Annotated in this window: 18 protein-coding genes, 1 pseudogene and 1 riboswitch; of the genes and pseudogenes, 6 read left to right on the forward strand and 13 right to left on the reverse strand. The window is 74.4% G+C overall.

From position 1 onward, the window contains the following. From argC to ribB, 13 genes and pseudogenes are all read right to left on the reverse strand, one after another. Positions 1-1080: an N-acetyl-gamma-glutamyl-phosphate reductase gene (argC, locus tag ACWGB8_RS25130; protein WP_452215843.1), complete on the reverse strand. Its 1080-nt coding sequence runs from the start codon at positions 1078-1080 to the stop codon at positions 1-3. Next, complete coding sequence (locus tag ACWGB8_RS25135; RefSeq protein WP_452215844.1) at positions 1077-2111, reverse strand: zinc-dependent alcohol dehydrogenase; 1035 nt, start codon at positions 2109-2111, stop codon at positions 1077-1079. The genes argC and ACWGB8_RS25135 overlap by 4 nt, the downstream gene beginning before the upstream one ends. Further along, entirely contained in the window at positions 2105-4594 is a 2490-nt protein-coding gene (locus ACWGB8_RS25140) for an amino acid adenylation domain-containing protein (RefSeq protein WP_452215845.1), read from the reverse strand. The genes ACWGB8_RS25135 and ACWGB8_RS25140 overlap by 7 nt, the downstream gene beginning before the upstream one ends. Next, positions 4581-5504 (reverse strand): phytanoyl-CoA dioxygenase family protein, encoded by a 924-nt coding sequence (locus ACWGB8_RS25145; RefSeq protein WP_452215846.1) that lies wholly within the window; start codon positions 5502-5504, stop codon positions 4581-4583. Before ACWGB8_RS25145 ends, ACWGB8_RS25140 begins: the two co-directional genes overlap by 14 nt. A gap of 29 nt (positions 5505-5533) precedes the next feature. Next, the gene (locus ACWGB8_RS25150; RefSeq protein WP_452215847.1) at positions 5534-6838 is read right to left on the reverse strand and encodes a condensation domain-containing protein; all 1305 of its coding nucleotides are present in this window, start codon (positions 6836-6838) and stop codon (positions 5534-5536) included. Next, positions 6831-8627, reverse strand: coding sequence for a thiamine pyrophosphate-binding protein (locus ACWGB8_RS25155; RefSeq protein ID WP_452215848.1), 1797 nt, complete (start codon positions 8625-8627; stop codon positions 6831-6833). Before ACWGB8_RS25155 ends, ACWGB8_RS25150 begins: the two co-directional genes overlap by 8 nt. Then, positions 8624-9553, reverse strand: coding sequence for a transketolase family protein (locus tag ACWGB8_RS25160; RefSeq protein ID WP_452215849.1), 930 nt, complete (start codon positions 9551-9553; stop codon positions 8624-8626). The genes ACWGB8_RS25155 and ACWGB8_RS25160 overlap by 4 nt, the downstream gene beginning before the upstream one ends. Next, entirely contained in the window at positions 9540-10358 is an 819-nt protein-coding gene (locus ACWGB8_RS25165; RefSeq protein ID WP_452215850.1) for a transketolase, read from the reverse strand. Before ACWGB8_RS25165 ends, ACWGB8_RS25160 begins: the two co-directional genes overlap by 14 nt. Before the next feature lie 56 nt (positions 10359-10414). Continuing rightward, positions 10415-11281 (reverse strand): isocitrate lyase/phosphoenolpyruvate mutase family protein, encoded by an 867-nt coding sequence (locus ACWGB8_RS25170; protein ID WP_452215851.1) that lies wholly within the window; start codon positions 11279-11281, stop codon positions 10415-10417. Next, entirely contained in the window at positions 11278-12705 is a 1428-nt protein-coding gene (locus tag ACWGB8_RS25175; protein ID WP_452215852.1) for an MFS transporter, read from the reverse strand. The genes ACWGB8_RS25170 and ACWGB8_RS25175 overlap by 4 nt, the downstream gene beginning before the upstream one ends. A 236-nt stretch (positions 12706-12941) precedes the next feature. Beyond that, the gene (locus ACWGB8_RS25180; RefSeq protein ID WP_452215853.1) at positions 12942-14195 is read right to left on the reverse strand and encodes an ATP-grasp domain-containing protein; all 1254 of its coding nucleotides are present in this window, start codon (positions 14193-14195) and stop codon (positions 12942-12944) included. Positions 14196-14198: 3 nt separating this feature from the next. Further along, complete coding sequence (locus ACWGB8_RS25185) at positions 14199-14441, reverse strand: phosphopantetheine-binding protein (RefSeq protein WP_452215854.1); 243 nt, start codon at positions 14439-14441, stop codon at positions 14199-14201. A 285-nt stretch (positions 14442-14726) separates the two neighbouring features. After that, a pseudogene (gene ribB / locus ACWGB8_RS25190) lies at positions 14727-15374 on the reverse strand (3,4-dihydroxy-2-butanone-4-phosphate synthase); the annotation flags it as partial. 267 nt (positions 15375-15641) lie between these two features. Further along, a riboswitch (FMN riboswitch) is annotated at positions 15642-15772 on the reverse strand. 326 nt (positions 15773-16098) lie between these two features. Here ribB and ACWGB8_RS25195 point away from each other — a divergent pair. From ACWGB8_RS25195 to ACWGB8_RS25220, 6 genes are all read left to right on the forward strand, one after another. Then, the gene (locus tag ACWGB8_RS25195; RefSeq protein WP_452215855.1) at positions 16099-16746 is read left to right on the forward strand and encodes a DUF402 domain-containing protein; all 648 of its coding nucleotides are present in this window, start codon (positions 16099-16101) and stop codon (positions 16744-16746) included. A gap of 245 nt (positions 16747-16991) precedes the next feature. Next, entirely contained in the window at positions 16992-18011 is a 1020-nt protein-coding gene (locus ACWGB8_RS25200; protein ID WP_452215856.1) for a zinc-dependent alcohol dehydrogenase, read from the forward strand. Positions 18012-18084: 73 nt separating this feature from the next. Continuing rightward, on the forward strand, positions 18085-18897 hold the full coding sequence (locus tag ACWGB8_RS25205; protein ID WP_452215857.1) for an LLM class F420-dependent oxidoreductase: 813 nt from the start codon (positions 18085-18087) through the stop codon (positions 18895-18897). Then, entirely contained in the window at positions 18894-20150 is a 1257-nt protein-coding gene (locus tag ACWGB8_RS25210; protein ID WP_452215858.1) for an MFS transporter, read from the forward strand. Before ACWGB8_RS25205 ends, ACWGB8_RS25210 begins: the two co-directional genes overlap by 4 nt. A 325-nt stretch (positions 20151-20475) precedes the next feature. Next, positions 20476-21060, forward strand: a complete 585-nt coding sequence (locus tag ACWGB8_RS25215) for an ABC transporter permease (RefSeq protein WP_452215861.1) — start codon at positions 20476-20478, stop codon at positions 21058-21060. A 101-nt stretch (positions 21061-21161) separates the two neighbouring features. After that, positions 21162-22190: an ABC transporter substrate-binding protein gene (locus ACWGB8_RS25220; RefSeq protein WP_452215859.1), complete on the forward strand. Its 1029-nt coding sequence runs from the start codon at positions 21162-21164 to the stop codon at positions 22188-22190. Positions 22191-22274: the final 84 nt, after the last annotated feature.

Raw genomic sequence — 22274 nt, forward strand, 5'->3', positions numbered from 1 at the left:
TCACAGCCCGTAGTGGCCGAGGCCGGCGCGCTCGTCGAGACCGAACATCAGGTTCATGTTCTGGATCGCCGAACCGGCGGCGCCCTTGACCAGGTTGTCGGTGACCGCGACGACCTTGGCGAAGCCGCGCACCGGGTCGTAGTCCACCCCGATGTGGCAGAAGTTGGAGCCGGTCACCGCGGTGAGGCTCGGGTAGACGCCGTACTCCTTGGCGTTCAGCCGGCCCTGCTTGGGGAAGGCGTTGACGCGGACGAAGTGCTCGTCGGCGTAGTACGCGCGGTAGAGGTCGAGCAGGGCGGCCCGATCGACCGCGGCGCGGGCGTCGGCGCGCACCGCCACGCTGGCCTGGATGTGGATGCCGCGGACGAAGTTGCCGTGGGCCGTGGTCATGTCGACGCACAGCTCGCGGCCGGCCAGCGGGGCCAGGTGGGTCTCCAGCTCGGGGGCGTGCCGGTGGCCGTCCAGGCTGTACGGCAGCATCGAGGCGAAGGCCTCGGCGTGCATGACCTCGGTGACCGGCTTGTTGCCGGCGCCGGAGGTGCCGTTGACGGCGGCGAGGTGGATCGCGGTGTCGAGGTCGGCGAGGCCGGAGCCCAGCAGCGGGGCGAGGCCGAGCACGGTGGTGATGGCGTAGCAGCCGGGGTTGGCCACCAGCCGGGCCTCGGCCACCCGGTCGCGGTGGAGCTCGGTCACGCCGTAGACGGCCTCGGGCAGCAGCTGCGGGCTGGCATGCTGCTCGCCGTAGACCTCCCGGTAGCGGTCCGCGTCGGGGAAGCGGAAGTCCGCGCTGACGTCGATCACCTTGGCGCCGCGGTCCAGGAAGTACGGCGCGGAGCGCATCGCCTCGCCCGAGGGGGTGCAGAAGAACACCGCGTCGAGGTCGCCGGCCCGCTCCCGCAGTTCGTCGACGGTGACGAAGGCGAGTCCGCTGCCGAGCAGGTTGGGGTGGACGCGTTCGAGCACCTCGCCGCCGCGGGCGGTGGGCAGCACGGTGGCGACGCCGGGGTGGTTCAGGAGGAGGCGGCAGAGTTCGCCGCCCGCGTGGCCGGTGCCCCCGACGATGCCGATCTGGAGAGTCATGCGTCACCTCGTGGAGTAAGGATGATCTTGCCGGTGGCCGGTTCGCCGGCCGCCATGAGTGCCATCGCGGCGTCGGCCGCGGCGAGGCCGAAGCGGTGGGTGACCATGGGCAGCGGGTCGATGCTGCCCTCGGCCAGCCAGCCGATGACGGTGCGGAAGTCCTCGGCGGTGGACAGCGAGGAGCCGACCACCCGCACCTCCTTGCCGACCAGGGCGTTGACCGCCACGGCCGGCGGGCGGTCGAAGAAGCTCACCACGACCACCGTGCCGCCGGGGCGGACCGCGCGGACGGCCTCGTCCAGCGCACCCGGGTGCCCGGACGCGACGAGCACCACGTCGGCGGGCGCGGCGGCGTCCGGTCCGGCCCCGCCGGCCAGGACGTCGAGGTAGCCGTCGGCGCCGAGGGCGGCGGCCCGCCGGCCCTTGTCCGGGCCGAGGTCGGAGCAGACGACGGTGCCGTAGCCGAGCCGCCGGGCCGCGATCAGGCAGCCGAGGCCGATGTTGCCCGCGCCGATGACGCGCAGGGTCCGCCCGTCGGCCGGGCCGGCCAGGGCGACGGCGTGGACGGCGATCGACAGCGGTTCGACCAGCGCGCCGAGCACCGGGTCGGTGCCGGCGGGCAGCCGGTGGACCATGGTCGGCCGGAGCGTGACGTACTGCGCGAAGGAGCCGTCCCAGCCGAGGTGGCAGAGGTTGGCCCGGGCGCCACACAGGTTGGTGCGCCCCTGCGCGCACATCGGGCAGGCGCCGCAGTGCGCATAGGCGGCGGAGCACACCAGGTCGCCGACCGCGAAGTCGCCGGCGGCCGTGACGACGGTGCCGCACAGTTCGTGGCCGAGGACGGTCGGCGCCGTCTTGTACGGGTGGGTGCCGCGGTAGGTGGCGAGGTCGGATCCGCAGATGCCGGTGGCGAGGACGCGCACCAGCAGCTCGCCCGGGGCGACCGGCGGCAGCGGGGTCAGCCGGTGCTCGATCCGGCCGTTCTCGACCAGGACGGCACTCTCCATGGTGTCCTGACGGGTCGTCAGCACTGGTTGGGCACCTCCCGGCCGGCCAGGGCGGCGCTCACCGAGTCGACCAGGATGCGGCCGATCCGGGCCTGCGAGTCCGCGGACATCGCCCCGATGTGCGGGGTGATCACCACGTTGTCGAGGTCGTGCAGCCGGTTCGGCCGGCCTTCCCGGGCCACCACGTCGAGCCCGGCGCCGGCGATCCGGCGCTGCACCAGTGCGTCGTACAGGGCGTCCTCGTCGACGACGAGGCCGCGCGAGACGTTGACCAGCAGGCCGGTCGGCTTCATCGCGGACAGCGCGGCGGCATCGATCAGGTGGTGCGTGCGGTCGGTCAGCGGCACGGCCAGGCAGACCACGTCGGCGGTCGGCAGCAGTGCGTCCAGTGACGCCAACTCGTACCCCAGGCTGTCCAGTTCGTGCCGGCGCTCGTCGGTGGCCCGGGCCACGTCGACCAGCACCCGCATCCCGAGGGCGCGGCCGAGCGCGGCGATCCGCGAGCCGATCCGGCCGAAGCCGACCAGGCCGAGGGTCTTGCCGCCGAGCTCCGAGCCGGACAGTGCGGCCTTGTTCCAGACCCCGGCCCGGACCTGGCGGTCGGCCAGGGCGATGTGCCGGGCGACGGTGAGCATCAGCCCGAGGGCCAGCTCGGCGACGGCCGGGGCGGAGACCGCGGGGATGTTGAACACGGTCGCACCGGCCGCCCTGGCCGCGTCGAGGTCGATGTTGTCGATCCCCGAGCCGGCCCGCGCGATCACCTTGAGCCGGTTCGCGGCCGCGATGACGGGGGCGGTCAGCCGCACCCCGCTGCGCAGCACGATCACCTCCTTGTCGCGGACCAGGCCGAGCAGTTCCCCGGCCGGCGGACGCAGGGCCACGGTGACCTCGTGGCGCCGGCGCAGCTCCTCCAGGGCGCCCGCGTCGACGGGGTCGACGACCAGGATGCGGGCGCGCGGCGCGGCGGCCTCGGCGGCGAGGCCGGCGAGCGCCCGCCGGTCGAGCTTGCCGGAGGCGGTGAACGGCAGCGCGTCGACGCCGTGGAACCGGTTGGGCACCAGCTGGGCGGGCATGGTCGTGCGGGCGTGCCGGCGCAGCGCCGGGACGTCCAGTGCGCCGGGGGCGGCCGGGACGACGAGGGCGGTCAGCAGGTCGTTGCCGCTGCCGTCCCGGGTGACCAGCGCGGCGGCGTCGCCGACCTGAGCGGCGGCCCGCAGGCCGGCCTCGACCTCGCCGAGCTCGACCCGGTGGCCGCGGAGCTTGACCTGCTGGTCGTTGCGGCCGAGGTAGGCGAGCCGCCCGTCGGGCAGTCGGCGGGCGAGGTCGCCGGTGCGGTAGGACCGGCGGCCGTCGACGGTGCGGAAGCGGTCGGCGGTGAGCTCGGGACGGTTCAGGTAGCCGGTGGCGACACCGGTGCCGGACACCCACATCTCACCGGCCTCGCCGTCCGCGACCGGCTGCTGCGCGTCGTCGAGCAGGTCGATCGACAGGTGGGGCAGCGGCCGGCCGATCGGCGAGGAGGTGTCCCCCGCCAGCTGTTCGGGGGTGAGCACCAGGTGGGTGGCGTGCACGGTGATCTCGGTGATGCCGTACATGTTGACCATGACCGGCGCCGGTCCGGGGGCGGCGTCGAGGAAGCCCCGCACCACGTCCAGGTCGACGCTCTCGCCGCCGAAGACCACGTACCGCAGCGCGGTCGCGGGGGCGCCCGAGTCGGTGTACTCCCGGGCCAGGTAGCGGAAGGCGGACGGCACCTGGTTGAGCACGGTGACCCGTTCGTCGACCAGCAGCCGCAGGAAGTCCTCGGGCGCCTGCGCGGTGTCGGCGGGCACCGGGACCGCGGCCGCGCCGGTCGCCCAGGCGCCCCACAGCTCCCAGACCGAGAAGTCGAAGGAGGCGGAGTGGAACAGCGTCCACCGGTCCCCGGCGTCGAACGCGAACAGCGGCAGGGTGGCCCGCAGCAGCTCCAGCACGTTGCCGTGGGTCACCACGCAGCCCTTGGGCAGGCCGGTGGAGCCGGAGGTGTAGATCACGTACGCCGGGTCGTCCGGGCCCGGCGGTTCCGGGGCGGGCCCCGGGACGAGCCCGGCGGCGTCCGGGTCGACGACCGGCACGGTGTCCAGCCCGCAGGCCGCGGCCCGGTCGGGGGCACCGACCAGGGCCGCGAGGCCGGCGTCCTCAGCCATGAACCGGAGCCGCTCCGCCGGGTACGACGGATCGAGCGGCACGTACGCCGCACCGGCCTTGAGGACGCCGAGGATCCAGGCGGGCGCCCGGTGGGAGCGCTCCAGGAGCACGCCCACCAGGGCGCCGCGGCCGAGGCCGGCGGCGGTCAACCGGGCGGCGACGGCGTCGGACAGCCGGTCGATCTCGGTGTAGCCGGACTCGCGGCCGCCGCCGGCCACCGCGGGCGCGTCGCCGCGCACGACGGCGACCCGGGCGAACAGCTCGGGCAGCGAGCGGACGTCCGCCGGCAGCCCGCGCAGCGACACGTCAGGCACCGGCATGGTTGCCACCGACCGCCATCACGTCGCCCTGGTCGACCGGCTTGTAGTAGTCGGTGGGGTGCACCGCGTCGCCGAAGTCGCCGAACATCCGGCGCAGTCGCGGCGACATCCGGTCCAGCACCTCGGCGGGCTGCTGCAGGTAGTCGTGCGGGCGGTGCCACAGGTGCCCGTAGCGCAGGATGAAGGTCTTGCGCTCCCGGGTGGTGTTCGGCGCCACCGCGTGCCACAGCGAGTACGGGAAGATCAGTACGTCGCCCGGCGCGGCCTTGACCTCGACGGCCTCCTCGGGCAGGACGCCCCGGCGCAGCGGCTCGTCGAGTTCCTCGATGTAGCAGAGCGCCGTCCGGTCGGTCGGCACCCTGCGGTGGCTGCCGGGGACGAGCAGGAAGTTGCCGCTGTCGGACTGCGTGGTGTCGGTGAAGAACACCTGCGCCTTGACCTGCAGGCCCGGGCTGCCGTGGGTGAGCCGCAGCTGCTGCAGGTACTCGCCGCCGTCCGTGTGCCAGTACTCCAGCGCCTCCTGCTGGAGCGAGCGGACGAAGATCTCGGTGCCGAGGATCTGGACGCTGCCGGCCAGCAGGGTCATCAGCGGGCCGACCAGCTTCGGGTGGTCGAGGAAGTAGTCCATGCCGGCGGTGCGGGCCACCGCGTCGCGCACCCGCACGGTGTGGGCGCGGTCGGTGAAGCTGGCGTGGTTCTCGATGGTCCCGGCGCCCGCCGCGAGGACGTCGTCGATGACGCCGAGGCCGCGCTGCACCTCCTCGGGGGTGAACAGGCCCTTGAGGTGGAGGTAGCCGTTCTGCTCGTAGCTCTCGAACTGCTCGTCGGTGAGCGGCGTCCAGTCGCGATCCCGCACGGTCTCGGCGGTGGACTCGCGGATGGTCGCGACGTGCATGGCGGTGTTCTGCATGGTGGTCTCTCTCCTCGGTGGGGTGGCGGTCACGGGCGCAGTTCGCGGGCCCACCGGTGCAGCCGGTCCTCGACGGTGTCCCACAGGGCCAGCACGTCGGGGGCGGTGTACCAGTCGGTCTTGAACATGACGTTCACCGTGACGCCGTCCTCGTCCTCGTCCCAGAAGGTCGCCACGGCGGCGTCGTGCCAGCCGTTGGAGATCCCGAGCGGCGCGGTCCGCACGCCGGGGATGGCGATCTCCCCGACGCTGCGGCGCATGCCGATCGGCCGGGCGTTGAACGTGACGTACGGGACGGTGGCCTGGCGGCCGAGCGCCTGCGGGTCCATCAGGTCGATCAGGGCGGGCCACGGCAGGTGGCTGTCGTCCAGGGTGACCAGGATCCGCTCGCGGAAGTGGCGCAGGTAGTCGGTGGCGCCGGGGTGCCGGCCGGGCTCGCTGGCCAGCACCGTCTTGCTGGCGAACCAGCCGGCGGTGTGGGTGAGCCCGGGCAGCTCCCGGTTGGCGGTGGACAGGGTGGTGGCGGCGGCCGACCGGCCCGAGCGCTCGGCGAGCGCGTGGTGCAGCGCGGCGTGCATGAGGTTCAGGCCCGTCATCCGCAACGGGCGTGCTGCGGCGGCGAGTTCGCGGCAGAGCTCGCCGGGCAGGCGCCGGACGAAGTCCTCGTTCTCCTCGTACCGGATGCCGGTGGCGCCGCTGAACCCCTCGATCGGCATGGCCGGGACGGCGCCGATGCCCTCCAGCCGGGCGGCCAGCCGGGCGAGGGCGGCCCGGCCCGCGGCCGACTCGACGGCGAGGTTCTGCCGGCGCACGAACTCCTGGAAGGGCACCTCGATCGGCGGCAGCGGCGGCACCTCGGCGCCGGTCTCCTGCCCGTAGAGCACGGCGAGGTCCCGGATCAGGACGTTCAGCGACCAGCCGTCGCTCACCAGGTGCTCGGTGACCAGGGCGAACCAGGTCTCCTGCGGCGAGCGCGGGAGCAGCACCAGCCGGGCCACCGGCCCGTCCACCAGGTCGAAGGGCTCGATCACGGCGGCCCGCACGGCCGCCCGGTCGGCCCCCTCGTCGGCCCCGGCCGGCAGCTGCCGCAGGTCCTGCGGCTCGGCGGAGCCCACGTGCCAGAGCGCGCGGTCGGTGTCGAAGCCGCTGCACAGGACGGGGTGCCGGCGCTGCAGGGCGTGCCAGGCACGGTTCAGCGCGGCCGTGTCGAGCGTGCCGTGCAGGACGAGCGGCAGGGTGCTGTGGTGCGGGTTGAAGACCCCCCGCTCGGCGTCCTCGCGGGTCTGGCCGAGCCGGTGCCGGTGGTTCCAGGAGGCCTGCAGCGTCTCACGCACGGTTCAGCTCCGGGGTCCGCGGACGGCCCTGGGCCGGGACGAGGACCGGCCGTTCGACCGACACCCCGGCGGACACCAGCGACGCGCCGTCGTGGGCCCGCAGCCCGCCGTCGGCCCGCAGCGGGCGCAGCAGCCGCTGCTCCGGGTCGCAGAGCACCTCGACCAGCGCGGGGCCCTCCTCGGCCAGCACCGCGGCGATGTCGGCGTCGAGCGTGTCGACGCCGGTCAGCGCCCGGTACGGCAGCCGGAACGCGTTCGCCACGGCGGCGAACTCCAGCGTCTCGGGCTCGGGCAGTGCCGGGCCGTCGGTCAGGGCGGCCTGCGACTCGCGGATCGACGCGTAGCCGCCGTTGTTCAGCACGAACACCTTGATGCCCAGCCCGTACTGGCTGACGGTGGCCAGCTCCTGGATGTTCAGCTCGATCGCGCCGTCGCCGACGATCACCAGCACCTGGGCGTCCGGCCGGGCGAAGGCGGCGCCGACCGCCATCGGAACGGCCGCGCCCATGTTGAGGAAGGCGGCCGAGGTGATCTCCCGCTGGGAGGCGGTGAACTCCAGGGTCTGGCCGGTCACGTAGTAGGCGCTGCCGGTGTCGACCACGAACACGTGGTCGGCGCCGGTCTGCGCCTCCAACCGGTCCACGAACCGGTAGGAGTTGATCGGGCCGCCGGGCCGCTGCTCGCCGACCGTGGGGTGGGCGGCCTTGAGCGCGGCGCACTCGGCGAGCCACGCCTCGTGCGCGGCGGGGACGTCCGCCTCGGCCGCCTCCTGCTGGAGCGCCTCGACCAGCCGGCCGACGTCCATGCAGACCGGGAAGTCCACCCGGACGCCCTTCTTGGTCAGCTGGGTCGGGTCGATGTCGACCGCCACCACGGTGGCGTCCGGGTCGAAGGCGTCCGCGTCCTCGCCGACGAAGGCGGTGGACAGGCTGGAGCCGAGCGAGATCACCAGATCGGCGCGGCCCATGACCAGCCCCGGGTGGAGCCGGCCGCGGATGCCGCCCTGCCCGAGGCAGAACGGCGAGTCGTACGGCAGCAGGTCGGTGCCCAGCCGGGAGGTGACCACCGGGATCCGCAGCCGCTCCACGACCTCCTGGAAGGACTTCACCGCGTCGGCCTGGCGGACGCCCTGCCCGGCGACGATCAGCGGTCGCTCGGAGCTGCGCAGCATCGTCATCAGCTGCCGGGCGGTCTGCCGGGCGCCGGCGCCGCGGGCCTCGTCGGCGGTCGGCTCGGCGCCCTGGAGGGCGGCCGGGTCGACGTGCGCGGCCTGCACGTCCAGCGGGATGTCCAGCCAGACCGGGCCGGGGCGGCCCGCCAGGGCGTGCCGGACGGCCTCGTCCAGGTGCCGGCGGATGTCGCCCGGGCGCTCCACCACCGCCGAGTACTTGGTCATGCTGCGGGCGCTGTCGACCACCCCGAAGCCCTGGACGCCGAAGGAGCGGACGCCCTCGTCCATGTGCCGGGTCTCGACCTGGCCGGAGATCACCAGGACGGGGGCGCCGTCGGCGTAGGCGTCGACGAGTCCGGCCAGCGCGTTGACCGCGCCCGGGCCGCTGGTCACCAGCGCCACCGCGAGTTCGCCGGTCAGCTTGGCCGCGCCGGTGGCCATCAGCGCCGCCGCGGTCTCGTGCCGGGCGCAGACGGTCACCAGGCCGGGCCGGCCGCTGAACGCCTGGTCGAGGTGGATGGAGCCGGTGCCGGACAGGCTGTAGCAGGTGCGGACACCGCGTGCGTGCAGGTAGGCGGCCGTGTAGTCGGCCACACTGACGGTCGTACCGACGGTCATGCCAGCCACTCCCCCACCCGCTTCGCCACGCCCTGCGCGGTCAGGCCGTAGTGCTCGTACAGGAACTCGGCGGGGCCGATCGGCGCGTACTCGTTCGGTACGCCGAGCTGCAGCACGGGCACCGGGTGGGTGCGCACGACCGTCTCGGCGACCGCCCCGCCGAGACCGCCGTTGAGCACGTGGTCCTCGGCGACCACCAGCCGGCCGCTGCGGGCCGCCGCCCGTCCGATCGCCTCCGCGTCGATCGGCTGGACGGATCCGAGGTGGAGCACGCCGGCCCGGATGCCGTCGGCGGCGAGCAGGTCGGCGGCCTCCACCAGCCGGGTGGTGAGCAGGCCGGTGCCGACCAGGGTGACGTCCTCGCCGTCGCGCAGCAGCTCGGAGCCGCCGTAGCGGAAGGTGTGGTCCGCCGGGAAGAGCTCGGGCGTCTCCAGCTTGCTGACGATCCGGATGTAGACCGGGCCGTCGTGGGCCATCGCCTCGTGCAGCGCCGCCACGGTGTCCTGCGGGGTCGCGGGGGCCAGCACCGTCATCCGCGGGATGGCCCGCATCCAGGCGAGGTCCTCGACGGCATGGTGGGTGCCGCCGAGCGCGCCGTACGCGAGACCGCTGACGAAGCCGCAGAACACCACGTTCGCGTTGCTGTAGGCGGCGTTCTTGATCTGCTCCAGGGCGCGGGCGGTCAGGAAGCAGGAGGCCGAGTAGACGAACGGGCGCAGGCCCGCGTTGGCCATGCCGGTGGCGACACCGACCAGGTTCTGCTCGGCGATGCCGACGTCGACGAAGCGGTCGGGCAGCTCGGACTGGAAGCCGAGCGCCGAATGGGTCTCGGCGGAGTCGTTGTTGACGATGCAGATCCGCTCGTCCGTGCGCGCCAGTTCGAGCAGGGCCGCCGAGAAGGCGGCGGCGCAGTCAGTCGAGGCCATGCTCAAGCTCCCGGAGTGCTCGGTCGAGAAGGTCGGGGGTCAGTCGGCGGCTGTGCCATTCGAGGTTGCGCTCCATGAAGGAGACGCCCTTGCCCTTGACGGTGGAGGCGATCACGCAGGTGGGCCGGCCCGGCTCCAGCGGCGCGCCGCGCAGGACCTCCAGGAGCTCCTCGACGTCGTGGCCGTCGACGGTGCGCACGGCCCAGCCGAAGGAGCGCCACTTCTCGTCCAGCGGCTCCAGGGCGTTGATGTCCTCGGTGCTGGCACCCTTCTGGGCGAGGTTGCGGTCGACGATCACGACCAGGTTGGACAGGCCCCGCGAGGCGGCCAGCATCGCGGCCTCCCAGTTGCTGCCCTCCTGCAGCTCGCCGTCGCCGGTGAGCACGAAGGTGCGGCGGTCGGAGCCCTGCACCCGGGCGGCGAGGGCGGCGCCCGCGCCGAGCGACAGCCCGTGGCCGAGCGAGCCGGTGTTGAACTCGATGCCCGGGACGCGGGTCGAGACGACCGTGCTCAGCCGGGAGTCCGCGGCGCCGTAGGTCGCCAGCTCCTCCTCGGGCAGCACGCCGGTGAGCGCCAGCACGCTGTACATGGCGGCCGAGGCGTGGGCCTTGCTGAGGACGAAGCGGTCCCGGTCCGGGTCGTCCGGGCCGCCGCGCAGCACGCCGAAGTACAGCGTGGCGATGATGTCCATGGCGGAGAGGTCCGCCCCGATGTGGCCGGTGCCGGCGTTGCTGGCCGTGGTCAGCGCGAGTGCTCGGGCCCGTGCCGCCTGACGGCGCACCAGCGCCACGTCTTGCGACGACAAGTGTGGATCCTTTCGGTGGGTGGGGGTCGGGTGCGGGTCGCGGTCGCTCCGGCCGGTCAGGCCGTGAACTCCTGCCACTGGTCGAGGCGCTGGAGCGCGAAGACGTCCTTGACCCCGGCGATGCTGTCCTCCAGGTGGGCGGAGTGCCCGGTCTCGTAGATCGAGCCGAGGGCGCTCCGCAGGGAGGTGATGGTGGCCCGCAGGCCCTGGTTGGCGTAGATCACGGCGGATACGCCGGCCGCGCGCGCCTCGTCTGCGTGCCAGTCCGGGTACGTGGTGGGCACCACGACGACCGGCAGGCGGTTGTCCCACTGGTCGAGGAAGGCGAGCACCTCGTCCTTGGTGGCCTGCTTGGAGTGCACCAGCACGGCGTCGGCACCGGCGTCGGCGTAGACCGAGCAGCGCTTGAGCGCCTCGTCGACGCCGAGCCCGCTGATCATCGCCTCGGTCCGGGCGATGACGAAGAACTCCTCGTCGCTCTGGGCCTTCTTGGCGGTCTCGATCTTGTGGGCGAAGGCGTGCATGTCGAGCAGGGTGTGCGCGGCCGCGGCGAAGCTGTTCATCTTCGGGAAGATCTTGTCCTCCATGCACACGGCGGTGATGCCGGCCCGCTCGTACTCGGCCACCATGTACGCCACGTTCATGCTGTTGCCGAAGCCGGTGTCGCAGTCGGCGACGACCGGGACGGTCAGCGCCTTCTGGATGTTGGCCGCCGCGTCCAGGTACTCGTTCATGCTGAGCAGGCTGGCGTCGGGCAGGCAGCGGGCTGCGGAGATCTCGAAGCTGGAGGCCCAGACGGCCTGGAATCCGACCTGCTCGGCGATCACGCCGCCGAGCGCCGAGTGCGCGCCCGCGATCCGGGCGAGCGGGTGCTCGGCGAGGACGCTGCGGAACGAGCGATAGCTACGGGTGGTGGGGCTCACGTGGTGCTCCTGTGGTTCGGGGTGTGGAGGAGTGGGGAACCCTGCGCCGGGACGTCCGGCGCCGGGGTGTCGGCCGGCGGTCCGGCCTGCGGACCGGCCGGCCCCTGGTCCGACGGCGCGTGGTCGGACGGCGCGTGGTCGGACGGCGCGTGGTCGGACGGCGCGTGGTCGGACGGCGCGTGGTCGGACGGCGCGTGGTCGGACGGCGCGTCACGGACGAACGCCCAGAAGGCGATCAGTCCGCTGACCAGGAAGACGCCCGCCAGCAGCAGCCAGCCCGCGGCCCCCATGCCGAGCGGCAGCATGATGACCAGGGCGGGCCCGAAGAACTGCTGCAGGCCGCGGCCGAGGCCGAACACGCCCTGGTACTCGCCCATCCGGCCCTCGGGCGGCAGGGTGAAGGACAGACCCCAGCCGCCCGCGGACTGGGCGAGTTCGCCCAGGGTCATGACGACCGTCCCGGCGAAGAGCAGGACCACGGCCACCGATGTGCCGGTGGTGCCGGAGCCCGCGAACAGGCAGCAGGCGAGCGACATCAGCAGCCCCGCCCGCAGCAGCAGGCGGCCGGAGCCGGACACGGTGTCCGCGCCCTTGCCGGCGGCGACCTGGAGCAGTACCACCAGGACGGTGTTGACGACCGTCAGCGCCGCCACCAGGGCGCCCGGCGCGCTGGTGCGGTTGACGATCCAGAGCGGCACGCCGACCGCGAGCACCGGCTGGAACAGCTCCAGGATCCCGGTGAGCGCGGTGGCCAGCAGGAACCGGCCGTCCCGAAAGGCGCCCCAGGAGCGTTCCGCCGTGGCCGGGACCACCTCGGGACCGTCCGGCCGGAGCCTCAACGTGATGATGGCACACACGAGTTGGAGTGCCGCGTTGACCGCGACCACGAGCAGGAAGGCGAGCTGCGAATCGGTCGCCAGGGCCACGCCGGCCAGCCCGGCGCCGGCCGTGAAGCCGAGGTTGAACAGGCTGCGCATCCTCGCCCGGACCCCCGCGGAGCGGGCGGAGCCGAACAGCGCGTGCGTCAGGGCCGCCCGCAGCGGGCTTCCGGCAGTCTCGCACACCGCGATCGCACAGGCGACCACCGTGAACACCGCCGGACCCTCGACGAAGGCGTAGCCGACGAACAGCACGGCGAGCAGGCCGTAGCTGGCCGCCAGCGGGCGCCGCGCGCCGAAGCGGTCGGCCACCCGGCCGCCCGGGACGGAGGCGAGGAACCCGCACAGACCGGCCGCCGACATGGCCAGCGAGACGCTTTGGGTGGAGAGTCCGACGGTCCGGGTGAAGAAGATGGCGCTGGAGGTCAGGAAGAGGCCGGTGCCGAGCGACTGGGTGAGCGTGAGCACACCCATGTGCCGCTCGGCGCCGGGCGCCGGGACGAGTTCCTTCAGGAACCCGACGGCGGCCGAGCCGAGGGAGGGCATGAGGAGTCCAGGGGGTTCGAACGAGGGGGTGCCCGTGGCGGTGGGCGGCGGACGGGGGGCCCGGCGGGGTGCGCGCCTGCGGGTCCGCAGGGCGGGACGGGCCCGCACGTCGGGACGGGCCGGTACGTCGGGACCGGTTACGTCGGGACCGATCGGTTACGTCGGGACGGACCTGCCCGTCGGGACGGGTCCGGGCGCCGACGGTCCGGCGGGGCCTCCCCGGCCGGTGCGTCGCCTCAGGGGTGGTCGAGCAGGTTCCGGGCGGTCCGCAGGACGGATCGGCCGTCGACGGCGAACTCGAACGCCAGGAGGGCGACCGCCCGGTCCAGCAGCGCGATCATCTCCCGGTGGTCCGCGGCCGAACCGCACAGCATGTCGAGCAGGGTGGTGCCGGTGCCGCCGGCCAGGTCGGTGCCGGGCCGTACCGACAGCCGGTACGAGTCGACCCCGGGCAGGGCCCGCACGGCGGCCTGGCCGTCGACGCGGGTCAGCCGGCCGGGTGCGACGGGCCCGGGCGTGTAGTACTGGAAGTGCACCCGGTCCGGGCGGGCGAGGCCCGGCAGGGTGCCGCGCCCGAGGGCCAACTCCGCGGCCAGTACGACGAGATCGAGCCCGACCGCACGCCGGGCGAGGCCCGTCTGGTCCCCGCCGAGGCGGCCGTTGACCTCGATCAGGCGGGGACCGGCGGGCGTCAGCTTGATCTCGGTGTGCACCAGGCCGTGCGTGACGCCCAGCGCCCGGATCGCCCGGTCGGCCAGCCCGATCACCCCGGCCTCGGACTCCGGCGCCAACCGCGCGGGCCAGAACTGCCCGGACTCCCGGAACGGCGGCGCCAGCGGCAGCTTCCCGGTGACGGCGAAGTGGCCGATACCGCCCGGGGTGACGGCGCTCTCCACCGACACGTAGTCCCCGAACGGCGCGCAGTCGGCTCCGGCCAGGAACTCCTCGACCACCAGCGCCGGTTCGGTGCGCAGGAACTCCCCCACCACGGCGGCGCCGTGGTCCGGGTCCGTCACCAGGACGGTGTTCCGGCTGCCCTCGCCCCGGACCGGCTTGACCACGGCGGGCAGGCCCACCTCGGCCAGTGCGGCCGGCCAGCCGTCGGCGGCCGTGACGAGGGCGCTGCGCACCCCGTCCGCACCGGCCTCCCGCAGGCGCCGACGCTGGGCCGCCTTGTCGGTCAACACCCGTACGGTGTCGGTCGAGTTGAACGGAAGGTCGAGCAGCTCGGCGAGTCGGGCGGTGTCGGCGAGCATCCGTTCGCTGAAGGTCAGGATGCCCTTGGCGCCGCCCGCCCGCAGCCGTGCGGCGGCCTGCTCGTGCCCCTCGGCGAGGGGGACGACGCCGGCGCAGTTCTCCTCGAACAGCGGCGCGACCCGGCGGGCGTGCTCGGAGTCGGCCAGAGCGACCAGCACCGGCTCCGTCCGGCCCAGGGCGATGACCTCGCGGGGCGAGGCCGAGCCCTGGTCGTAGACCACGACGACGGCCATCGCTCAGGCGCGTTCGAAGAGTCGGGGGTCCTCGACCGCCTCGGCGAGCTCACGGAGCGTACTGCGGCGCAGCACCGCCGACCGCGGCATGTCGAGGCCGGACTCGATGGCGCGGGTCGAGATCGCCAGCGCCAGCAGGGAATCTCCGCCGAGGTCGAAGAAATCGGCGTCCGGGTCGTCGACCGGTATTCCGAGGACGTCTTCCCAGATTCCTCTGAGTGTTTCTACGGTGCCCTTGTCGGACATTTGAGGTCCCTCCCCGCGGACTTGTTCCGTACCGCAAGTATTGGAGCTTAGGTGAACAACTGTCAAAGCAATGGCGAACTGTGGTTCGAGCGGCCCGTCCGGCCATTTCGCGGGCAGGGCGAACACCGGCTCCGCGCAATCCCGGAAACACCGGGACCGCACTGCGGAACCGTCGCGCCCCCGACCGGGGCCGGATTCCTCGGCCGGCCAGGGCCTGGCCCCCGTTCAGCCGGGCAGGGCCTAGCCGACGGCCGCCACCGGCCGGGCGGCGGCGGCCGCGCCGCCCGCCGAGCGGAGGTGCTCCGCCAGATCGGCGATGGAGATCAGCGCCAGACCGTGCCGACGGGCGAAGGCGCGCAGCTCCGGGAGCCGGGCCATGGTGCCGTCGGCGTTGGCGATCTCGCAGACCGCCGCCGCGGGCCGCAGGCCGGCCAGCCGGCACAGGTCCACCCCGGCCTCGGTGTGGCCGGGCCGCGCCAGCACGCCGCCGTCGTCGGCCCGCAGCGGGAAGACGTGCCCGGGGCGCACCAGGTCGGCCGGCCCGGCGGCCGGGTCGGCCAGCAGGCGCAGGGTCAGGGCCCGGTCCGCCGCCGAGATGCCGGTGCTGATGCCGGCCGCGGCGTCCACCGAGACGGTGAAGGCGGTGCGGTGGTGCTCGGTGTTGCGGCGGACCATCTGCTCCAGCTCCAGGCGGTCCAGGTCGTCACCGGCCATCGGGGCGCAGAGCAGCCCGCGGCACTCGGTCATGGCGAGGGCGACCAGCCGGTCGGTGGCGAATTCGGCCGCGAACACGAGGTCGCCCTCGTTCTCCCGGCTCTCGTCGTCGACGACGACGACGGCCCGGCCGGCCGCGATCTCGGCGATCGCGTGGTCGATCGGGTCGTACGCCGGCTCGGCGTCGATCGGGTACGGCAGTGCGTCGGTGGTGGTCATGCCCGTGGTCCTAGCGTTCGGCGGGAGGCGGGAAGGCGGAGAGCGAGCTCAACGCGGGTCCCGCACACCCGGACCGCGGCCGGGTGCAACCGGCCGGACGGGGCGTCGTAGGTGCGGCCCATCGGAACTCTCCTCGCGCTCGGGGCGCGGACTTCCGGGGCTTCGGAGCGTGGGCGTGCAGGGGCGGCCGCCGGTTGCGCCGGGAACGGAGCAGCGCACGGCCCGGAGGCCGACGGTGCTCCCCGGAGATCGGGGGGACCTTGCCCGCCGCGCACTGCCTCCCTTCCGGACTTTCACCGTCGGTCCAGGAATTTCACCTGGTCAACCGGCCGCTGGCTGCGGACGGGTCGCGGACTGTAACCGCCGGTTCGGAATTTCACCGACCCCGGAGTGCGCAAACGTCTTGTTCAACGTCCGCCAACCTCGCACACCGAGGGCGATCTTGACAAGGCTCCGACATTCCGATCGGAAGTGGGCTGCGTCACTGGCCGATGAGCGGGGGTGCACACCCCCCGTTCGGCGGGTATTGCCAATGACCGCCGGCCGTGCCTAAGATCCGGTCCGCCACTGCCTACCCGTCAGTAAATCCTCCGTACGGCCGAATTGACCGGCCGTCGGGAAGCAGGATCCGACGGATCGGGGCGCGCGGCACTCCGGCCGGAGCGGGCGCATCGCGTCCCGCGCACCAGGCGCCGGAATTGCGAAACGGGGGAGCACGACGTTCATGTACGAACTTGACGAATGTCCGGGGGGCGCAGCCGCGCCCGCCGACGGAGGGACCGGCCGTCGGGCAGCCGGCCGGTACGGCCCGGGCCAGGTCGTCCTGCGCCGGGAGGTCCTCGACGGGCGGACGTGGCTGAGCTACCCCGTCCGGGTCGTCGCCGACCGGCCCGACCTGCTCGCCGTCCACCTGGCCCACGACACCCCGCTCACCTTCGGCGAGGGCGAGTTCCGCTGGGGCCCGCACGGCTGGAGCACCGTCGCCGACCGCTGGCGCAGCCCCGGCGTCCTGCAGCTGCAGCGCCCCCGCGACGCCTACGCCGTCTGGGCGTTCCGCGACGAGCGGACCGACGCGCTCGCCGGCTGGTACGTCAACTTCCAGGAGCCGTACCGGATCACCGCCGACGGCTTCGACACCCTCGACCACGAGCTCGACCTCTGGATCCCCGCCGACGGCGGCCCGTACCGCTGGAAGGACGTCGACGCCTTCGAGGAGCGCGCCCGCACCGGCGGCTTCACCCCCGCCCAGGCCGCCGCCGTGCGCGCCGAGGCCGACCGCGTCGCGGCGCAGCTCGACCGCGGCGAAACCTGGTGGACCGAGGAGTGGGCGCACTGGCAGCCCCCGGCCGACTGGTCACTCCCCCCGGGCTGAGCGCCCCGCACGCACCGCCGGCGACCACCCGGCGGCGGCCACCCGCCCCCGTCCGCACCCGGACGACGTCACGCTCCGCCCCCGCCCGCGGCACCGCGCGCCCGGGAGCGGAGCCCTGCGCCCCCGGCACGGCACCCCCGTGCCCCGGAACCCCGCACGAGCGGCGGCCCACCCGGCCGCCCGTACCACCGGCGGCCCGACCCCACCGGCCGCCCGCACCGCAGCACCACCGAAAGGAACGACCGATGCGCATAGCCGTGGTGACCTCCCCCCGCTCCCTGGAGATCCGCGAGACCCCCGTGCCCGAGATCGGCGAGGACGACGTCCTGGTCCGGGTCGCGGCCTGTGGTCTGTGCACCATGGAGGCCAAGCTCTACACCGGCGCCATGCCCGTCTACCCCGTGGCGGCCGGCCACGAGGTCTCCGGCCGGATCGAGCGGGTCGGCGCACGGGCCGCCGCGCTGGAGGACGCCCCCGCCGTCGGCGACCTGGTCACCGTCGACCTGCTGACCCGCTGCGGCACCTGCCGCAACTGCCGGGCCGGCGACAGCGCCGTCTGCGCCTCGCCGCAGGGCAGCCTGCTGCCGGACGGCACCATCAGCATGGGCGCGGGCCTGGCCGAGTACGTCCGGGTGCCGGCCGCGCACGCCTGGCCCGTCGGCGACGCCGACCCGCGGCATGCCGCGATGGGCGAGCCGCTGGCCTGCGTCGTCCACTCCCTGCGCCGTGGCTCCTTCCGCGCCGGCGACCGGGTGGCGGTGGTCGGCGCCGGGTACATGGGCCGGCTGCACCAGTTGCTCGCCCGGCACGAGCAGGCCCGGTCGATCACGGTGGTGGAGACCGACGACGCCCGCCGGGCCGCGGCCCTGCAGGCCGGCGCCGACCACGCCGTGACGCCCGATCAGGTGGACGGACTCCCCAAGGCCGACGTCGTGTTCGTGACCATCGCCTCCCGCGAGGCGATCGCCGTGGCGTTCCGGGCCGCAGCCGACGGCGCCCGCATCGTCCTCTTCGGCGGCTCCCACGACACCCCGGACGCCGTGCTGCCCGGCTACGAGGTGCACCGCCGCCAGCTCACCGTGACCGGCTCCTACAGCCAGGAGCCCGCCGACTGGCGCACCGCCGCCGCCCTGCTGCGCAGCGGCGTGCTCGCCGACGGGCTGGCCGAGCTGGTCACCTCGCGCCACGAACTGGCCGACGCGGAGCAGGCGTTGACCGAGAGCTCCGGCTCGCCGGTCTACCGGGTCTTCGTGGAGCCGCGCTGACCCCGGTTCCGCCCCGGCCGTCACCCGACGCCGGCCCGCGCCCGCCGGCACCACCCGCACCAGGAGACACCCCATGAGCACCACCGCCCCCACCGCCCGCCCCGCCCTGCGGATCGGCGTCCAACTCCACCCCCAGCACTGCGAGCTCGCCGACCTGCGGGCGGCCTGGCGCGCGGCCGACGGGCTCGGCGTCGACTCGCTGTGGACCTGGGACCACTTCCTGCCGCAGACCGGCGACCCGAACGGCCCGCACTACGAGTGCTGGTCGCTGCTGGCCGCCATGGCCGTCGAGACCAGCCGGGCCACCATCGGCTCCCTGGTCACCTGCACCGCCTACCGCAACCCCCACCTGCTCGCCGACCAGGCCCGCACCGTCGACCTGCTCAGCGGGGGGCGGCTGGTGCTCGGGGTCGGCGCCGGCTGGTTCGAGCAGGAGCACCGCGAGTACGGATACCCGTTCCCCGGCCCCGGCGGCCGGATCGACGCCTTCGAGGCCGCGGTCACCGCCATCCGCGAGCGCCTGCCGAAGCTCAACCCGGCACCGGCCGGCCCGCTGCCGCTGCTGATCGGCGGCGGCGGCGAGAAGCGCACCCTGCAGGCCGTGGCCCGCTACGCCGACCTGTGGAACTGGTACGGCTGGGACTCCACCGACCCGGTCGCCGAGTTCGCCCGCCGCAGCGCCCTGCTCGACGACTGGTGCGCGCGGGTCGGCCGCGACCCGCGCGAGATCGGCCGCACCGTCATGATCGACGCCCCGCAGACCGGCCTGGCCGAGGACTTCACGGCCGCCGGGGCCGGCGAGATCATCGTCTCCGTCCCCGGCCCGTTCGACCTCGCCCCCGTCCGCGAGCTGCTGGCCCTGCGCGACCGCCTGGCGGGCCGGTGAGCGGTGCGGGGCAGCCGGGCGAGCGGCCCGGCACCGTCTTCCACGCCCTGATGGCCGCGCTGCTGGCGTCCAGCGCCGGCATCGGCATGGTCTTCCCGCTGACCAGCATCTACATCAGCGACCGACTCGGGCTGGGGACGGCCGGCGCCGGCGCGTACTTCGTGGCCATGGCCGCCGCCGGGTGCGCCGCCGCGGTCGTCGGCGGCCCCCGGGCCGACCGGGGCAGCGCCGCCGCGGTCGGCGCGGTCGGCACCACCTCGCTGGTCGCCGCGTACGCGCTGCTCGGCGCGGCCGACGGCGGCGCCGCCGTGACGGCCTCCGGCCTCCTCGCGGGCGTCGGCTACGGACTGCAGTACGCGGCGATCACCGGGGTGGTCACCGCGCTGGTACCCGCCGCGCTGCAGCGCCGCGCCTTCGTCCTGCGCCACGTCATGACCAACGTCGGCATGGGCCTGGGCGCCACCGGCGGCGCCCTGCTGCTCGCCGCCGCGCACCCGGCGGGCGCACTGCCCTGGCTGTACGAGGCGGCGGCCGCCGCCTCGGTCCCGCTGGCGCTGGTGTTCCTCCTGGTGCACCGGCGCCGCCGCGCCGCGCCCGCCGCGGCGGGGGCCGGGGCCACCGCCGGGGCCGGGGGCGGCGGCGACCCGGAGCCGCCCGCACCGGGCTACCGGAGCCTGCTGCGCAGCCGCCCGGTCGCCCTGCTGATGCTCGCCCAGGCCCTGTTCGCGACCGCCGGCTTCACCCAGATCGAGGCCACCGTCCCGCTGCTGCTGCACCACGGCATGGGCATCGGCCTGGCCGGTGTCAGCGCGGTCACCGCCGGGAACGCCCTCGTCCTGCTGCTGCTCCAACACCCCGTCGCCGCCCGCCTCGAACGGCTGGCCGAGGAGGCTGCCCTGGTCGCCGCGCCGCTGCTGTGGTGCGCCGCGTTCGGTGCGGGGGCGCTCGCGGCCGGCACCGGGGGCCCGGCCAGGGGCATCCTGCTGGCCGCCTTCGCCGTCCTCTTCGCGCTCGGCGAGATCGCCTACTCCTCGGCGTTCTTCCCGCTGTTGGTACGGTTCTCGGGCCCCGGCGCACTCGGCCGGGGCAGCGCACTGTCCTCGCTGGCCTGGAGTGCGGGGACGGCCGTCGGGCCGCCGCTGGGCATCGCGGTGGTGACGGCCACCGGCACCGGCGCGGGCTGGCTGGCGCTCGCCGCCGGTGCCGTGGCGGTCCTGGCCGTCACCCTCCTCCTGCGCGGAGCGGCGCGGTGAGCGCCCCGCCCCGGCCGCGGTCCGGGCCCGGAACCACCCACCCCCGTGCACGGGGGAGACGAACGGAGCAGCCGTGTCACAGCTGAAGACCGCCGACCGGACACCCCGGGTGCCGGCGCCCGCCCCGGGGCCCGGGGCCGCCGTCCCGCGCCCTGCCGCGCGCACCGGCGGCCGCCTGGCGACGCTGCTGCCCCCGGTGGTGTTCGGCCTGGTCCTGCTGGGCACCTGGGAGGCCGTCACCCGGACCGGAGCCGTCTCGGCCTTCTTCCTGCCCGCCCCGGGCACCGTCGCAAGCGCCTTCGCCGACGCGGTCACCGACGGCGGGCTGCTCGACTACACCTGGCAGACCGTCGTGGAGAGCGCCGCCGGGAGCGCCCTGGGCATCGCGGCGGCCCTGCCGCTCGGCTACCTGATGGCCCGCAGCACCGTCGCGGCGCGCGCCCTCCAGCCGTACCTCGCCGCCTCCCAGGCGGTCCCCGCGGTGGCGCTGGCCCCGCTGCTCGCCCTCTGGGTGGGCTACGGGCTGCTGCCGATCGCCATCCTCTGCTCGCTGCTGGTCTTCTTCCCGATGCTGGTCAACACCATGCTCGGCCTGCGCGAGCTGGACCCGGAGGTACTCAACGCCGCCCGGGTCGACGGGGTGGGCCGCTGGGGCATGCTGCGCCACATCGAGTTCCCGCTGGCGCTGCCGAGCATCCTGGCCGGCGTCCGGACCGGCTGCACGCTGTCCATCACCGGCGCGGTGGTCGGCGAGTTCGTGATGGGCGGCGAGGGCCTCGGCCAACTGCTCGCCGTCCAGCGCGGGCAGGCGGACTCCACCGGCCTGTTCGTCACGCTGTTCGCCCTCACCCTGCTGGCCGCCGCCACCTACGGGACCGTCCGGCTGGTCGAGCTGGCCGTGGACCGCTGACGACCGGCGCGGACCGCCGAGCACCGCTGCACCGAACCGGTCGGCCCGTCCGGGCCGGCCGGCACCACCCCGCCCAGACCCCTACGAACAAGGACTCCCGCATGCGCAAGACCACCGCCCGCCCGGCCGGGGCGCTCGCCCTCCTCCTCGCGGGCAGCACCGTGCTCTCGGCCTGCGCCTCCGACCCCACCGCCGCGTCCTCGGACGGCAAGCAGGGCGGCGCCGTCACCGTCGGACTCACCTACATCCCGAACATCCAGTTCGCGCCCTTCTACGTGGCCGAGAGCAAGGGCTTCTACAGGGAGGCCGGACTCAAGGTGACGCTCCGCCACCACAGCTTCACCGACGACCTGTTCGGCGGCCTGACCGCCGGCCAGGAGGACGTGGTCTACGCCGGTGGCGACGAGATGCTCCAGGCCCGGGCCAAGGACCTGCCGATCGTCGACATCGCGACCCTCTACCACACCTACCCGGTGGCGATGCTGGTGCCGCAGGACTCCCCGATCCGTACGGTCGCGGACCTGAAGGGCCGCACGGTCGGCACCCCCGGCCCGTTCGGGGAGACGTACTTCGGGCTGCTCGCGCAGCTGAAGGCCGGCGGCCTGACGACCAAGGACGTCAACGTCCAGCACATCGGCTTCACCCAGCAGGCCGCCCTGGTCGGCAAGAAGGTCGACGCCGTGATGGGCTACCTCAACAACGACGCCGTGCAGTTCCAGCAGGCCGGATTCGCCGTCCGCCCGGTCGAGGGCACCGGCGGGGCCGCCGCGCTGCCGCTGGTCGCGGCCGGCCTGGGGGCCAAGCGGGCCACCCTCGACAAGCGCGGCGACGACGTCCGCAAGTTCGTCGCGGCCACGCTGCGCGGCGTCCAGTACACCATCGACCACCCGGACGAGGCGGTGTCGATCAGCAAGACCTACATCCCGGGAATGAACGACCAGAAGCAGCAGGACTCCGCCCTCGCGGTCCTCAAGGCCACCACCCCCCTGATGAAGGCCCCCGCCTCCGGCAAGCCCGGTCTCAACGACGCGGCGACCTGGGAGAAGATGGCCGCCTTCATGAAGGAGCAGGGCCTGGTCGACAAGCCCGTCGCCCCCGCCGACGCCTTCACCAACGACTACCTGCCGTAACCGCTCCGCGCGCGCCGACGGGCGCCGGCCGGTCCCGCGGGCGGCGCCCGGCGGCCTACCCAGTCGGCGTGAGGACAGGCGGAA

This window comes from Kitasatospora sp. NPDC054939, from assembly GCF_053610105.1.